16 protein-coding genes and 1 tRNA gene are annotated in these 15,524 nt (G+C 34.8%); 7 read left to right on the top strand and 10 right to left on the bottom strand.

Going from position 1 to position 15,524, the window contains the following annotated elements; all coding sequences use genetic code 11:
* Positions 1-43 precede the first annotated feature (43 nt).
* Positions 44-1,546: a right-handed parallel beta-helix repeat-containing protein gene (locus RMR09_RS06730; RefSeq protein WP_310595030.1), complete on the bottom strand. Its 1,503-nt coding sequence runs from the start codon at positions 1,544-1,546 to the stop codon at positions 44-46.
* Between the two features lie 96 nt (positions 1,547-1,642).
* Here RMR09_RS06730 and tnpA point away from each other — a divergent pair, with 96 nt between their 5' ends.
* The 4 genes from tnpA to bshB1 all read left to right on the top strand — a co-directional run bounded on the left by tnpA (position 1,643) and on the right by bshB1 (position 4,744).
* Positions 1,643-2,104 (top strand): IS200/IS605 family transposase, encoded by a 462-nt coding sequence (tnpA, locus tag RMR09_RS06735; RefSeq protein WP_310595031.1) that lies wholly within the window; start codon positions 1,643-1,645, stop codon positions 2,102-2,104.
* Positions 2,105-2,502: 398 nt separating this feature from the next.
* Positions 2,503-2,934 carry a hotdog fold thioesterase gene (locus tag RMR09_RS06740; protein WP_310595032.1) on the top strand — a complete coding sequence of 144 codons (432 nt, stop codon included), beginning with the start codon at positions 2,503-2,505 and terminating at the stop codon, positions 2,932-2,934.
* Positions 2,935-2,949: 15 nt separating this feature from the next.
* On the top strand, positions 2,950-3,993 hold the full coding sequence (locus RMR09_RS06745; protein WP_310595033.1) for an isochorismate synthase: 1,044 nt from the start codon (positions 2,950-2,952) through the stop codon (positions 3,991-3,993).
* A gap of 34 nt (positions 3,994-4,027) precedes the next feature.
* Complete coding sequence (bshB1, locus tag RMR09_RS06750; protein ID WP_310595034.1) at positions 4,028-4,744, top strand: bacillithiol biosynthesis deacetylase BshB1; 717 nt, start codon at positions 4,028-4,030, stop codon at positions 4,742-4,744.
* Between the two features lie 1,104 nt (positions 4,745-5,848).
* Here the strand turns inward: bshB1 and RMR09_RS06755 are convergent.
* From RMR09_RS06755 to RMR09_RS06765, 3 genes are all read right to left on the bottom strand, one after another.
* Positions 5,849-6,550: a fibrobacter succinogenes major paralogous domain-containing protein gene (locus RMR09_RS06755; protein ID WP_310595035.1), complete on the bottom strand. Its 702-nt coding sequence runs from the start codon at positions 6,548-6,550 to the stop codon at positions 5,849-5,851.
* Between the two features lie 69 nt (positions 6,551-6,619).
* On the bottom strand, positions 6,620-7,111 hold the full coding sequence (locus RMR09_RS06760) for a hypothetical protein (protein ID WP_310595036.1): 492 nt from the start codon (positions 7,109-7,111) through the stop codon (positions 6,620-6,622).
* A 666-nt stretch (positions 7,112-7,777) separates the two neighbouring features.
* Complete coding sequence (locus RMR09_RS06765) at positions 7,778-8,461, bottom strand: hypothetical protein (protein WP_310595037.1); 684 nt, start codon at positions 8,459-8,461, stop codon at positions 7,778-7,780.
* Between the two features lie 213 nt (positions 8,462-8,674).
* Between RMR09_RS06765 and RMR09_RS06770 the strand changes: the two genes are divergently transcribed.
* Positions 8,675-9,169 carry a hypothetical protein gene (locus tag RMR09_RS06770; protein ID WP_310595038.1) on the top strand — a complete coding sequence of 165 codons (495 nt, stop codon included), beginning with the start codon at positions 8,675-8,677 and terminating at the stop codon, positions 9,167-9,169.
* 63 nt (positions 9,170-9,232) lie between these two features.
* Here RMR09_RS06770 and RMR09_RS06775 read toward each other — a convergent pair whose 3' ends face one another.
* Complete coding sequence (locus RMR09_RS06775; protein ID WP_310595039.1) at positions 9,233-10,333, bottom strand: site-specific integrase; 1,101 nt, start codon at positions 10,331-10,333, stop codon at positions 9,233-9,235.
* A gap of 276 nt (positions 10,334-10,609) precedes the next feature.
* On the opposite strand from RMR09_RS06775, the gene RMR09_RS06780 reads away from it, so the two are divergent.
* Positions 10,610-10,683, top strand: a tRNA-His gene (locus tag RMR09_RS06780).
* A gap of 78 nt (positions 10,684-10,761) precedes the next feature.
* Here the strand turns inward: RMR09_RS06780 and RMR09_RS06785 are convergent.
* A complete protein-coding gene (locus RMR09_RS06785) occupies positions 10,762-11,310 on the bottom strand; it encodes a hypothetical protein (RefSeq protein ID WP_310595040.1) in 549 nt (182 codons plus the stop codon).
* A 38-nt stretch (positions 11,311-11,348) separates the two neighbouring features.
* Positions 11,349-11,879, bottom strand: coding sequence for a hypothetical protein (locus RMR09_RS06790; protein ID WP_310595041.1), 531 nt, complete (start codon positions 11,877-11,879; stop codon positions 11,349-11,351).
* Positions 11,880-12,141: 262 nt separating this feature from the next.
* Here RMR09_RS06790 and RMR09_RS06795 point away from each other — a divergent pair, with 262 nt between their 5' ends.
* Positions 12,142-12,981 (top strand): sulfurtransferase, encoded by an 840-nt coding sequence (locus RMR09_RS06795; protein ID WP_310595042.1) that lies wholly within the window; start codon positions 12,142-12,144, stop codon positions 12,979-12,981.
* 50 nt (positions 12,982-13,031) lie between these two features.
* Here the strand turns inward: RMR09_RS06795 and RMR09_RS06800 are convergent, their stop codons facing one another.
* The 3 genes from RMR09_RS06800 to RMR09_RS06810 are packed head-to-tail and all read right to left on the bottom strand — an operon-like array spanning position 13,032 to position 15,345.
* Positions 13,032-14,048, bottom strand: coding sequence for a M28 family peptidase (locus RMR09_RS06800; protein WP_310595043.1), 1,017 nt, complete (start codon positions 14,046-14,048; stop codon positions 13,032-13,034).
* Between the two features lie 30 nt (positions 14,049-14,078).
* Complete coding sequence (locus RMR09_RS06805; RefSeq protein WP_310595044.1) at positions 14,079-14,852, bottom strand: dienelactone hydrolase family protein; 774 nt, start codon at positions 14,850-14,852, stop codon at positions 14,079-14,081.
* 40 nt (positions 14,853-14,892) lie between these two features.
* Positions 14,893-15,345, bottom strand: coding sequence for an Lrp/AsnC family transcriptional regulator (locus RMR09_RS06810; protein WP_310595045.1), 453 nt, complete (start codon positions 15,343-15,345; stop codon positions 14,893-14,895).
* Between the last annotated feature and the right edge of the window lie 179 nt (positions 15,346-15,524).

The following is a 15,524-nucleotide window of genomic DNA, read 5'->3' on the forward strand; positions in this document are numbered from 1 at the left end:
TAAATAGTTCGAGCAAGAATCAAAAGCAAAGACTTATGAAAAATTAGTTAACAAAAGGTTTGTTTTGGTAAGCGCCTAAATCAGGAGGTAAAGTTCGGGTTGTTCCTGAAATATCGAGCGGAATTAAATAGTTTAAATTTCCTTTGGCAACAGCCGCAGAATTCCCGTCGATATTGAGTTTGTTTTTAGCAATACTTTGAAATTTAGGATCTTGGTTTAAGATAATTCCATTGTACCGATTGGCATCTGTTGTAAATTGATACAACGGATTTGCGCTTGCGGATTTCGAATCCATTTTAATGAGGCAATTATTGAATTGGTATTCAAAAGCGGCAGTTGTTTTTTTGTTCAATTCCAATTCGTTGGTGTACGCACCATAAATAATACAATTGTTGAAAGTGGCTTTGCTAAGCGCATTGGTTTCGGGAACTGAACCCAATTTGAAATTGCTTAACGTCACTGCTTGTTGACTAGAACTATTCCAATTGTTGTTAAAAGTACAATGAGTAAAAGTGTAATTACCACCATAAATGCAAGCTAAACTCGCTTCTCCTGCATTGTTGATTACTAGATTCTCGCCAACGATTCTTCCATTTTGGGCTAAAATTCCGTAGTGTGCGGAGTTGTATATTTGGGTGTTCTTGATATTTACATTGGTTCCATTGTTGTTTTGAATTAACAATCCAATAGACGCATTTTTGACAGTAAGGTGGTTGATATTGTTATTAGTTGCCCCTTCGTTGAGCCAGACTGTTTCCCATTGCCCAGTCACATCTGCATAGTCTGATTGCAGTCTGTCTCCTTGAAAAACAACTTCGTTTTCGAGTTGGTTAGTTGCGGATTGACTACCGTTAATTTGTAGCGAAGCATTGTTGCCCACAATCAATCCGGAATTAGCATGAAAATAGACTCTTGCACCCGCATCAAAAACAGCAGTTTTACCTGATGGAATTCCGGCAAATCCATAAATCACGTAGGCTTTTTGATTGGTAAAATGCAATTCAGTATCGTCTAAATAGAAACCTTCTAGCGTTTTACCTCCAATAGAAAGTGTTTCTTTGGTTCCGTTAGCCAAACGTTGCGAAAAGAGAAAAACAGCATCTTTCACTAAAGTTACCAATTCTACTTTTTGAAGATTTGCACCGCTATCAAACTCAATTTGGTCGGTGTATAAAAAATCGGTCGAATTGGCGTCAGTTGCATTGACTGTAGTCTCAACAAAAATATAAAGACTATCTTTCGCTAATAGCGTGACATCTTGAAAAACCTTCCCTTGATTGCCCGACATGCCGTCAACGGTCATTCGAAATTTTGAGTTTAACCCTTTGCCTAATTTGATGGAAGGAATGTGTACATCTTCGTTACTTTTATTGTACACTTTGAGTTGGTAAGTACTCGAACTAATGGTACTAAAAACAGTATCTAAATATATCGTATCATTCGAAAAAACTAAATTTCCCTTACTGGCTACCGTTTCAAAATCGGAACGGCAGGAACAAACTGCTACTACAATTCCGATAAAAAATAGCACTCGTTTCAGTTGCATGGGTTTAGTTTTTTGGTAAAAATAATGAATAATTTCTTAAGCCATAACAACATATTTTTTTAACTTTATATCCAATCCCAATTGAACCCAAATCTTATGTCGAATACCTACACCCAAATTCATATTCAATTTGTATTTGCAGTGAAATACAGAAATGGATTAATTCATTCCTCTTTTAAACAAGAATTGTATCAATACATTTCAGGAATAATTATAGCTAATAATCATAAATTATTGGCTATAAATGGAATGTCTGATCATCTTCATATTTTGATAGGAATGCGACCGTCCCAATCGGTGTCTGATTTAATTCAAAATATTAAAAGCAATTCATCAAAATGGATCAATGAGAAGAAGTTTTTGAAAGTAAAATTTGAATGGCAGGAGGGTTATGGTGCTTTTTCATATTCAAAATCTCACGTGCAAAATGTTATTCGGTACATTCAAAATCAAGAAAAAAAGCATAAAGCAAAAACGTTTAACGAAGAGTATTTGGATTTTTTGAACGCTTTTGAAATTGATTATGACGAGCGTTATGTTTTTAAAGATTTAATGTGATGTCATCCCTAAAGGTATTAATTAAGGCATTATATAAACTCCGTAGGAGTTATATCTTGGTAATCTCTGGTCCAAATCAAATAGAGTCCCGTAGGGACGACACCAATAACTCCGTAGGAGTTGTATTTAGTTAAATGTCATCCCTAGCGGGATTTTCTTTAGTTCTCTCATAATGTTACCGAAATACAATCCCTAACGGGATTAAAATAACGATATTCAATTTATTATTATAAACTCCGTAGGAGTTAAATTTCGGTAGACAATTGATTACAGTCCAACCCAATTAGTCCTGTAGGGACGACATTTCGGTAGCCCCATAGGGGCGATATTTTGTCAATCCAAAACGTAGCATTACATTTCGATAAAATTGGCTATTTTTACATCTTTAAATGGAAACTATGACATTCGATAAACAAAAGATACTAGACTATTGCAACGGATTTGCTGCAACCACTTTGATGGGAACTTTGCATATTGAATATGTAGATGCGGGAGAGGATTTCTTAGTAGCCACTATGCCTGTTAATCCTTCGGTTCATCAACCTATGGGGCTGTTACATGGCGGAGCTACAGTGGCCTTAGCTGAAAGTGTGGGTAGTGCGGCTTCGATGTTATTTGTAAATTCGGATTTGTTCGAAGTACGCGGAATAGAAATCGCTGCCAATCATTTGAAATCCAAACGAGACGGAATAGTGACTGCCACGGCTAAAATTATTCACAAGGGGAGAAGTATTCATCTTTGGGAAATTCGAATTGTGGACGAAAAAGGGAGTTTAATTTCCCTTTGCAAATTAACCAATATGGTGTTGCCAAAACGAAAAATCGAATAATAAGAAACCATTACTATGATTTCATTAGTCGATAAAATGACGCTTCATCACCAGCAAAATTTACCTTTTGTAGTGTATTCTAAACCCAGTTCAGATATCATTTTGGGTTTGTTTCAGCGCAATGACACCTTGTTTGAAGTGGCTGATTTTACTGAAAAAGGGTTTGTATTTGCCTCATTTGACGGAAGTCAGAACTACATTATTCCTGATAATGAATCGGAACAATGGAGCGAAGAATGGACTCCGACCAGTGAAACTATTTGGTTAAAAGAAGAGAATACATTTGATTCTGCCGCCCAAATAAATTTTCAAAATTTAGTTACAAAAGGCGTTCAGGCCATTCAAAATAATCAGTTCAAGAAAGTAGTGGTTTCTCGGAAAGAAGCGGTGGATTTGACCGATTTTAATTTGGCTACTGCATTTGAAAAATTAGTGCAGCAGTACCGTTCTGCTTTTGTGTATTGTTTTTACCATCCAAAAATAGGAACTTGGTTAGGAGCAACACCAGAACAATTATTGAAGGCAAACGCCACGAATTTCGAAACGATGGCTTTGGCAGGAACGCAAAAAGACACAGGAGCTGCAACTGTTATTTGGCAACAAAAAGAACAAGAAGAACAACAGTTTGTGACCGATTATATCGTCTCGAAGTTGAATACGGTAACTACTGCAGTTCAAGTTTCAGCGGCCTATAGCGTTAAAGCAGGTAGTCTTTGGCATATTAAAACGGATATTTCGGGTGCGTTTGGTGCCAACTTGAATTTAAAAAAAGCGATTCAATTGTTGCATCCCACTCCTGCAGTGTGTGGTGTGCCCAAAGAAATTGCGAAAGCATTTATTATGGCTAACGAAGGCTATGACCGAAGTTTTTACACGGGATTTTTAGGTGAATTGAATCGGGATTTTGCATCGGATTTGTTTGTAAATTTGCGTTGCATGCAAATTGAAAACAATCAAGCACATTTGTATATGGGTTGCGGTATTACGAAAGACAGCAATCCGGAGAAAGAATGGAAGGAGAGCGTGAATAAGTCCATGACGATGAAACGAATACTATAGAATTACAAAAAACAATATCAAAAACAATATCAAGATGAAATTAGATATACTGGCTTTTGGAGCGCATCCAGACGATGTTGAATTGGGTTGTGCAGGGACTATTTTGAAAGAAATTGCTTTGGGCAAAACGGTGGGAATTGTCGATTTGACCCGTGGCGAATTAGGAACTCGTGGCTCGGCCGATTTGCGTGACCAAGAAGCTGCAGCTTCTGCTCAAATCTTAGGTGTTTCAGTTCGTGAGAACCTTCGTTTCAGAGATGGTTTTTTTGTGAATGAGGAAGCGCACCAATTGGAAGTAATCAAAATGATTCGTAAATACCAACCCGAAATTGTCTTATGCAATGCCATTGAAGACCGACATATTGATCATGCCAAAGGAAGTCAATTGGTTTCTGATGCCTGTTTTTTATCGGGTTTGATGAAAATAGAAACGCAGTTAGATGGAGAAAATCAACAAGCGTGGCGCCCAAAACTTGTCTATCATTATATCCAATGGAAGGATATTAAACCTGATTTTGTAGTCGATATAACTGGTTTTACCGATAAAAAAGTGGATTCTATTTTAGCCTATCGTTCTCAATTTTACAACCCTAACTCTAATGAACCGGAGTCACCTATAACCAGTAAAAACTTTTTGGAAAGCTTGAATTACCGTTCCAGAGATTTAGGTCGATTGGTAGGAGTAGACCATGCTGAAGGTTTTACTGTCGAAAGGTATTTGGCTGTCAATAGCTTAGGAGATTTGATTTAAAATTGCTTTATTTTTTTTAAAATTTCTTTGCGAAAGCGAACATTTGTGCTATATTTGCACCCGTTATACAAATGGTGGTTGTAGCTCAGCTGGTTAGAGCATCGGTTTGTGGTTTCGCACATTTTAAAATAACAATTCTGCATCACAGTCCTTTTTAAGAGGGCTTTTTTTATGCCTAAATACTTGATTATTATCTGTCTACAGTAATTTAGAAGAACGTGTACTTATTCAAACGAATGTCTGATTAATAATTTCAAATTTAATTAAAAATTGTCAAATAGATGTCTTTTATGACACACTTGTGACACTTTTCATTTCCCAAAAGAAAAAAAGAAAAAAGAAAGCATTCCAATTGAGGTAATGATGAACGAGAATGGAGGAAGCATTCCGACTGATAGTGAAGAATGGACTCTACATTTGCTGTACTTTTATCTTGATGACCATATTACTGCTAAACTGAAAACCACTCCAAAGTACCGCAGAAATTTATGTAGAGCAACGAAATAAATTTTGAGGAACGCCTGTCAGTGGTGTGGCAATTAAAAAGTAGCCTTAGGATGAGAACAGAACGTAGTTTACGAAGTGATGTGAAATCATAAGAGCGTGAAACGTTGGGGAAGTAATTAACCACAGCAAAGCGTTCCTTATTATAATGCAAAACGTAGTGATGCAACCCCAACTACTTTTTAAAATGGCAACCACGAAATTAACATAGAGCGGAATACAACAATACTGCTGCAATGAAATGGAAGCTGTATTTTGGATTGAGTAGCTCTAACGAACGCAGGGAAGGTGATTGTGTGAAGATGATGAACAAGCAGGCAAAAAAAAACAGCTGCTTATTTTCAAGCTGCTGTGTTTTTGATCTGCGAAGTGTTCTTTGAAATGGAGCTTGTTAAAGCGACTGAAAAAGCATCACGTAACAAAAAGAACCCCCGTAGAGAGACCTTTTGATTGTTAATGGATTAACGTTTGTTATTACCAAATAATACCAATGCAATCATAAACCCGAGAGGTAATAAAAAATATTTATCGGGAATAATTGCTATTAATATTATCAGTATAATCCCCAAAAATATGTAACCTGATTTCATAATTCTATGTTTAATCTTTAATACATCTAACAGAAAAACCCGACCTAGGGGATGTTCCAAAAGTGTAACATGTCGTTAAATTATAATTATTTGTAAAACAAACAGAATATGTACCATCATTAGTAGTAGTCCACCAATTTGCTGTAAATCCTGATGTTGAAAAACTTGAGCTGGGATTAGAGCTTGTAGGCATAGTTGAATCTAAAACACCTCCTGTAACTGCATTAAAGCCACTGCTATTATTCGCTCCTAAATTTGGATATGCCCAAGTAGCATTAGCTGTTGATTTCATTTTACCTCCTGCGATTTGCCAGCCTCCAAGACAATTTATCATACTTAATGCTTCATTTTCGCTAGGAATATGCCAGCCACTTGGAGCAATACCTCTTGAATCATTCACTGCATACCAATTGTATAATTTTCCAAAGTAAGTGCCATTTGCAGTTATATTTTGATAATAACACCAAGCTCCTGTTGTTAATCTTGCCCATTGAATTGGGTCAGTAACTTGTGGAATAATATCTCCGTTCCTATAGTGTATAACATTTAAGTTGCTTTTCATCCATATTTGATTACAAATAGCCACTGTTTGATATGAGTTTCCATCTGTATCTGATACAGTTGTTGGAACATTAGTTGTGCCTGAATTACTTCCACTATCCTTTGAAGAACATGATTGTAGTAGTAAAAATGTAATGCTTATTAAGAACAATTTTTTCATTTCTAATGAATTAATAAACAACAACCTTACAATTTTAATGTAAGGCTGTAAGTCTGAAAGTTATTTTTTTCTCATTTCGTAAATTCCATAATCAACACCATTACTCTCCCAAGTAACCACGTTATTACCTTTCAAAGTAAACTTAACGTAAGTCTTTACTTCTTGTGAAACAGTTTGAGCAGCTGCATTAGCATTTGCTCCACCAGCTGTATTAGTAGTTGATGTTCCACTTGCACTACCTGATGCCATACCACCAAAACTTGAAGTACTTGCAGAACCTGATGAATTAGTCGTTTTACTGCTTCCAAAAAGAGCCTTTAATGATGCATTTCTGTCTGTTACGGTTTTAACACCAAACAAATAATAAAGTTCTTCGTAATCACCATCAGTTCTTTTTGATGTTGGAATACCAAACTTGCCAATAACTTGTTCTTTAGTCTTGTAGCTATCCATAACTTGTTTGTGCGTTGTTGTTGCCACTCTAACCATTGTTGTACAGCTTGACAGTAAAATGATGCAGAATGCAACCGATAGTAATAATGTTCTTTTCATTTTTTAAACAATTTTAATTAATTAGAATCCTACAAATGTAAAATATTTTTCGACTTATAAGTCGTGATAAAGAAAGTTTTTTAGTTTGTTACTTTATTTCCTTTGTTCAATGCAGAATCAGTTTGAACAAATAGAAGCTCAATTAGTGACTAAGATTTATAAAGAATTCTTAGTTAAGTTCGATGGGAATAAATCAAAATTCGCAAAAGCTTCACTATGTTCTGAAACTACTGTCAGAAGAGTATTCCTGAATAAACAAAGAATGACTGTCGATTTGTTATTACGATTCTGTACTGCATTAGAAATCGATGTTATTGAACTTTTCAAGAGTATTGACATTAACACTCCAAACGTTATTTAAAAGCTTCTTTTAGAGCATATTTCACCAAACTTTCTACAAAAGACTAACAAACTCTCGTCTTGTGTAAAGCATGTGGGGGTGCTGTCGGTTTGAAATTAACCACTGGGGGACTTGGCTGGGATGCTACTACTGTCCTGTACATGCTGAAATAATTTTTCCAGTTACAAATCAGCTAGAACTAACAATTCTCGTGATGCAAGCATTTTAATGCGATATTAATTAGTTGGGAGCCTCGGATGGTACTTTCAATAAAAACAGTCAAATCAGCACTACTGAACCCACTGCTTCATCTTAACGCTTACAAATCATTTCTTTAGTAAGTCAATCTGTGGCAGTAAATAATCTTTCACAACCAACTTTTTTTCAGCTAGCTTGTTAACGTACAATGTGAATGCTCTGTTTCTAATTACGTTGTTCTTAAATCCAAGCACGATTGGATTCATCATGTATCTATTACGTGCTACATTAATAATCAATCGCATTTCACCCAACTTCTTTATTGCATCTTTCATAGCTGATGATGATACTTTGTATCCTGTTACCCTGCAGAACTCTTCGTAATAATGTTTTACCAGTGAATCAGTACGAAATTCAAGTGTTTCTTCGTTGAGCAAGTAATACAAGATGTACAGAAACACGTTCTTTGGATGCCCTGCAAGATGTACCAAGTAGAGCAATGCTTCATCAGAGAGGCTGATTTTCTGATTGGATAAATTAACAGCATCACTGTTGTTAGTCGTGATTATTGCACTAGGATTGGATGCATCCTTTACTAAAAGAGGTATATTATCCGTTTGATATTGAGGCTTACCTGTTTCATTTACTATTTTAGAACTAGACTCCTTTACACGCTTACCAGCAACATGTTTAAGCGTGTTGACTTGCTCTTTGGTACGATGGAACTCGTTGACCATACTTTTACTGAAAGAACGTAATTCATCGTGTATGGGAGATGTTATGATGCTTGTTGTGGATGTTTTCTTTGACATGTGGCTGAAATTTTATAAAATTGCATTGAAATGATAAGCTGGTTACTATGATAAGCTGGTAAAATGATTGCGCTACCAAGGAACATCGATAAGCATTCTAAATTAATAGTAAGTCGTATCGACAATCTTTTAAGCATATAGCAAATTTAGGGTTTAATTTCATTAAAAACAAGGGATACAAAAGAAAAACAGGGGTATATTAGACCCATAAAAATGGAAAAAAAGTACATCACAATAAAAGCAAGCCTCACTAACGAAGGTAAAACAGTGAATCCAAACATCAGTTTTATGGAGGATGGGCACACTGTACACCACAACTTCCAACATATTATTCTGGAGCTGAATTTAAACGCTATAGGAGTGTCTTTCCTGAATTACATTTGCGAAAGGATGAATGAGGACAACATAGTTACACTTGATGGCTCATTTAAAGCTGAATACATTGCTTTTGCTGAAGAAATATCAGGTAAAGCACCAAACATTAGAACGTTAGGTAATCTGATTAATAAGTTCGTAGAGAAGCATTTATTAATAAAACGCTTGGACTTTTCATTTTTGTACATCGTGAACCCAAAATACTTTTCAAAGGGTTCTAAAGAAAAACGCAGAAAGATGCTTCAACGTTTACTCAGCACAGAATATGATGGCAAAATATACAAAGAAGCCCTGCTGAATGAACCATTCCAGAGCTTCTTTAAAGGAAAATAAACTATTGAATCACATGCTTGTGCATCGCATCAAGGACATCAGTATCAAAGATTAACTTTATAATTAAAACAGCTCTGGCATGTCCTCAATTGTCAATTGCTTTACACCTAAGCCTCTTAAATAGGTTAGCGATGTATTTAGATTACTGTGACCCATAACTTGCTGTAATTTGCTCAAACTTCCAGTCTTTTCATAAACATTGATTGCCCCAGTATGTCTAAAACTATAAAGTGTATTGTCATCTTTGACCAATGTGGACTCCTTTTTGTATCTGCCCCATAATGTTTTGAAATAGAACTCATTGTATACTTGTTCCGAATTAGTGAAAATATTGTGCTCATCGTTACCTTTTACGATATACTGTTGAACGAATTTAGGAATAGGAACGATTCTGTTCTTCTTACCTTTGTTTTGTGATCCTGAGAGGCTAATGAATGTACAATCGTCATCAAAATTACTCCATTTAAGATTTCTTATTTCTCTGTGAGGCCTTAATAAGCATCCATAGGCTAATAAACAACACAGGTGTAGGTTTGAATTAAACAATCGTAACTCTTCAAATACTAGCTTGATGTCCTTAATTGGCTTATGAAGTACTTCTTCTTGCTTAACTAACTTGACTTGACGAAATGGGTTGGAAAGATTGAACTTCTCGAAGTATTCTGTTAGCAGAGAGGAGTAGTTGTTCTTGTAGTTAAGTTGTACTCGTTTGGATGCACTGATGTAATTCAGCAGCTCTTTGATTAAGCCAGCATCAAATTCACTTAGCATTAGTTTTTTGTATCCTTTGTGGAGAATGTAATCGCTTATTTTTTTGTACGCACAGGTTAAATCTTTTTTATAACGATTGCTGTAGTCCATTCTCTTTTTTTGTTCGAATGCTAACGTAATTGCTTCGTAAAGATTGATGTCAATTGGTTTGATAGCTTTAGGCTTGATTACTTCAGTAGGACGCCACCCTTTTGCTAATTTTTCAGCGAAAGCAAGAAACATCAATTCAAGTTGTTTGTCCTTTAGATTCGCTTTACAAGTGTTTGGTTGGTAATCAGTATCGATTGTTTTTCCATTAAAATAACGATACCTTTTGTTGTTATAGAAGAAGGATATCCCAACTCTTCCATTAGAAAGTTTTACTTTTTTTAAAAATTTAATTTCATAGCTCATTTCATGACACTTTTGTGACACACGAGAAAATAGCACTTCGTTTTTCTAAATTTTCACTACCACAGCTTGAGTAAAACACTATCTAAATTTCATCTGCATAGAACTTTAGTTTATGTACTTAAGATGTAGTTTGTTAGCTTGGACTGGAGCTGTACTGTAGAAAGGTATTTGGCTGTCAATAGCTTAGGAGATTGGATTTAAAATTGCTGTATTTTTTTTAAATTTTTATTTGCGAAAGCGAACATTTGTACTATATTTGCACCCGTTATACAAATGGTGGTTGTAGCTCAGCTGGTTAGAGCATCGGTTTGTGGTGCCGAGGGTCGCCGGTTCGAACCCGGTCATCCACCCAAAAGGCAAAAGCCTCGAAGCAATTCGGGGCTTTTTTTGTGGCTATAATTGAAATAAGCAATAAAGTATTTAGATTATCATGATAGGTTTAATCGATATTCAATCGTGCTTTCTAATATTTCTGATGGTTTTTTTGAAATAAAATCAAGATCAATATTTTCATAAGGCTCTAAACTTTTTGCAATTTCAGCGACTCTATCCAATCTTTTATTTATTGCAGAATGTCTTTTTAATTCTTCAATTCCTTTTACTATTGAATTAATTTCCAGGCACTTTGAAATATAATCTTGCTTAATTTTGGAGATACAACTATCACAATATTTTTTATTTGTAAATTCAAGTGAAGAGTATTGAAAACTTTCATTGCAGAAGTCGCATTTTGTTTCAATTAAACTTTTTTGATATTCTAATTCTTTTTTCCTTTTTTCTTTTTCTTCAGATGCAATTTTAGCACCTAATGAAGCGCCAGCTATTGTTCCTAATCCTCCAAAAATAATTACTTGAATGGTTTGTTTTGTTGCAAGTTCTGATTTTTCAGTATACATAGTGTCAAATATGAATCCGAAGATTACGCCAAAAAAAAGTCCTATAACTCCTCCTAAAATTAGATATATAAAATGTTTCATTTTAGTATTTAAAATAGTTTATCAGAATCGTTTTCAATTTATTTTTTTAGGGGAGTAAAAGATTTTAAATATCCATTTACAATAGGTAATTCAATTTTTGAAAATTCATTTTCAAAAGATACCCCGCTTTCAAATTTAGCAGTATTAAATTTTATGTAATATTTATTGTTTTCTTGAAGATTTTCAAGTTGTGAATTTTTAATAATACAAGTTACTTTTACATAATATTTTTCGTCTTCATATATAAAATTTCCATAAACTTTTCCATTATTCATAGCGGTTGCCATCAATTCAAATGGTAAATCATTATATAGTCCTTTTTTATCGATTAAAGGCAACATTTGATTTGTACACAAAGCTTCATATTTTTCCTTTAGCACTGTGTTTTTCTCTATATTACTCTTATTAATTTTCACAAAACTATCAATAAGTTTTAATGATTGATATATTTCTTCGGGTTCCTTAATAGTTATTGTTGAATAATTATTTGTTGTTTGTTTTTTATTTTCACAACTACTAATTGTAAATATTGTGAATACTATAAAAATATAAATACCGATTTGTCTCATAATTTTAGTTTTTTAATGATTTATTTCTATTAAAATATTTTAGATTAATTTATTAAAATTTCAATAAAACTCTATAGATAGAGGTTTTTAATAAAAGTTTAAAGTGTTTATAATTTCTGTAATGGAATTTGATTTGGAGTCTATTGTAGTTACAGGGCATTACAAACATAAGAAATTATTTATTATATTTTGAAATGAAAAGATTTAATTGTTTGGTGTTATATAAAATAACTATGTTTATACTGGTTAATCTTATACTAACATGAATCCAATAATCACTCCAAATCAATTACTTGAAGCTGTACAAACCAACGCAATAGTTTTGGTTGACGCCACTAACAGTCAGACAGCTTACCAGAATTACCAACAATCCCATCTAAAAGGCGCTTTGTTTGTAGATGTCAATACCCAACTAGCCGATATCAAAGAAGATGTAGCCGCTGGTGGTCGCCATCCGTTACCCACAGCCGAACAATTTTCTAAAACACTGACCGATTTAGGCATTACACCCGAAACTTGGGTAGTGGTCTATGACGATAAAAATGGAGCGAATGCAGCAGCACGTTTTTGGTGGATGTTGCGTTCTATTGGTCACGAAAAAGTACAAGTATTGAGTGGAGGTATTCAAGCGGCAATTCAAGCGGGTTTTCCTGTAAGTTCAGCAGTTGAAGTCCCAAATCAAGTCGAACTCTATCCTGTTCAACATTGGCAATGGCCTACTATTGATTTGGAAGGAATGGATGAAATGATACAAAACGATAATTTTGTAGTGATTGATGTTCGCGAATCGCAACGGTTTAAAGGAGAAAAGGAACCAATAGATTTGGTTGCAGGACATATTCCAGGCGCAACTAATATTCCGTTTACGACTAATTTAGACGAAAATGGTTTTTTCTTATCTCCTGAGAAATTGAAATCGAACTACCAAAAGTCTTTTGAAAATACTTTGCCAGAGAATAGAGTAGTGCATTGTGGCTCTGGTGTAACTGCTTGTCATACTCTTTTAGCGATAGCTTTGGCAGGTTTACCCATTCCTAAATTGTATGTAGGTTCTTGGAGTGAATGGTCTAGAAATAATAGGGAGATTGTTGTAGAGAAATAAAAAAGACGCTTTGAGTAATCAAAGCGTCTTTTTTATTTTAAGGATGAAAATTATTTTTTATCCACTACAATTCGGTCTTTTCTATTGGCTAATTCCCAAGCCGTTACAAATGCTAATTGCGCTCTTTTTGCTAAGGCATCGTATTCAATCTTGTCTGGTTCGTCTGTTTTTTTATGGTAATCAGCATGAACTCCGTTAAAAAAGAAAACAGCAGGAATACCATGTTTTGCAAAATTATAATGATCAGAACGCTCATAAAAATGATTAGGGTCTTTAGGGTCATTAAAACGATAATCCAAATCCAGATTCACGTATTTCTGATTCATTATGGCGCAAACAAAATCCAAATCAGAAGACAAACGATTGGCTCCAATAATGTACACATAATTGTTAGTGTTTGGATGAATTTCGTCACGACGACCAATCATGTCAATATTGACATCAGCTACCGTATTTTCTAATGGGAACAATGGATTTTCAGAATAGAAACGCGAACCGTGTAAGCCGTGTTCCTCTCCAGTTACGTGTAGGAAAAGAATTGAACGTTTGGGTCCGTGTCCTTCTTTTTTAGCGATTTGGAAGGCTTGTGCCAATTCCAACAAAGCCGAAGTTCCCGAACCATCATCATCGGCACCATTATACACTTCTCCGTCTTTTGTGCCTACGTGGTCGTAATGCGCTGAAACAACTACAATTTCATTTGGTTTTTCCGAACCCTCAATAAAAGCCCAGATGTTTTCTGAATCCCCTAAATTGCCTCCGTATTTTTTATTCAAATAAGCCGCAGGAATCGGTTGGTAATAACTTGTGGCTCCTTTAGGAAAAGAAACCTCATTTTTTTGGTATTGGCTAATTAGATAACGACCTGCTTTCTTTTGCCCTGCCGAACCCGTTTCACGCCCTTCCATAGAGTCGGCAGCAATGATGTAAAGGTGTTTCTTTAAATCTTCAGCCGTGATAGTTTTCATGTATTGAGTTGGATCTACATTTTTATTGAATGTAACCAAAGCTCCGTTTTTACAAGAAGTTCCTAATGCGATTAGGGAAAGAAAAAGTATTTTTTTCATTTTAATTTAATGTAGGTTAAGGAATCAATTTTATTTTTTTAATACTTCGTTTAAAAATAATTTTAGGTGTTCAAACGAACGTTTTGCAGCTTTCTCGTTATAGGCGGCTCCTTTTGAGTTGTCATTTCCTGCATCTGGATCAGTGAAAGAGTGAACCGCATTGGCATAATACACCATTTCCCAATCGGCTTTAGCATCACGCATTTCTTGTTGGAAAGCAGCCACTTCTTCTTTAGATTCAAAAGGATCATCCGCTCCGTGACATACCAAAACTTTAGTGGTAATTGGAGTAACGGCACGATTAGCATCTTTACCTAAACCTCCGTGAAAAGAAACCACTCCTTTTACTTTTAAATGATCTCTAGCAGCTTCTAAAGCACCTGTTCCACCAAAGCAAAAACCAATAACCGCAATATTATCGGGATTGGCTCCTGATTGAATCAATTGTTCCAAGGCTAATTCGATACGTTTTTGGTACAAATCAGTGTTTTTCTTATAAAAACCTGCAATTTTACCCGCTTCAGCAGTGGTTTGAGGATAATTGCCTTCGCCATAAATATCCGCCACAAAGGCATAGTAGCCAAGGTTCGCTAAATCTGTAGCAGTAGTTTTTGCATGAGGATCAATTCCTTTCCAAGCAGGAAGTACTAAAATCCCTGGTTTTTGAGCACTCGCTTTACTAGGTTTGATCGCTAATCCATTCAGAATTTGAGTTTCGTCTTTGTATTGGACGGGTTTTAATTGGGCAAATAAACTAGCAGAAGATAGTATTGCTCCTAAAAATAGGTATTTGAAATTTTTCATTTGATTTTGTTTTGGTATAAATGTAAAAGATTTTAATGAATTACAAACTAATATTTCGTTTGAAAGCACAACCGAGTTCAATAATCGAATCGGTTTTAGCAATTCCTGGAATGGAGTCAATTTGTTCGTACAAGATTCTTCGCATGTGTTCGTGATTCTTCGCAATCATTTTTACGTACAAAGTGTATGAACCCGTAATGAAATAACATTCGGTGATTTCGGGTATTTTTTTTAGTTCTTCTATCACTCGTCCTGAATCGTGGTCTTTGTTTAAGGTGATTCCTGTGAAAGCTCCCCAGTCGTATCCCATCTTTTTTTCATTAATAACGGGATGTATTCCAGCAATAATACCTTGCTCAGTCAACTTGTTGATCCGTTGATGCACCATCGTATTGGAAATGTTTAAATTAGAAGCAATAGTGGAGTAGGCAATACGGCCATCTTTTTCCAATTCTTTAATTATTTTGATGTCGAATTCATCTAATTTTTCCATTATGAAAGGGTTTAAAAGTTAGAATTACTTTTTTGAGTAGGATAAAAGTAAGTGTTTTTTAATTTCTATTCTATCTTTTTGATTGTTTTTATTAAAATTTGACTTTTATAATTGTTTTAAGTTAATAATTTGACTTTTATTTAAAATTAATAAGTCAAAAATTGTATTTTTATTCGTTT

This window comes from Flavobacterium sp., from assembly GCF_031537875.1.
GTDB lineage: Bacteria > Bacteroidota > Bacteroidia > Flavobacteriales > Flavobacteriaceae > Flavobacterium.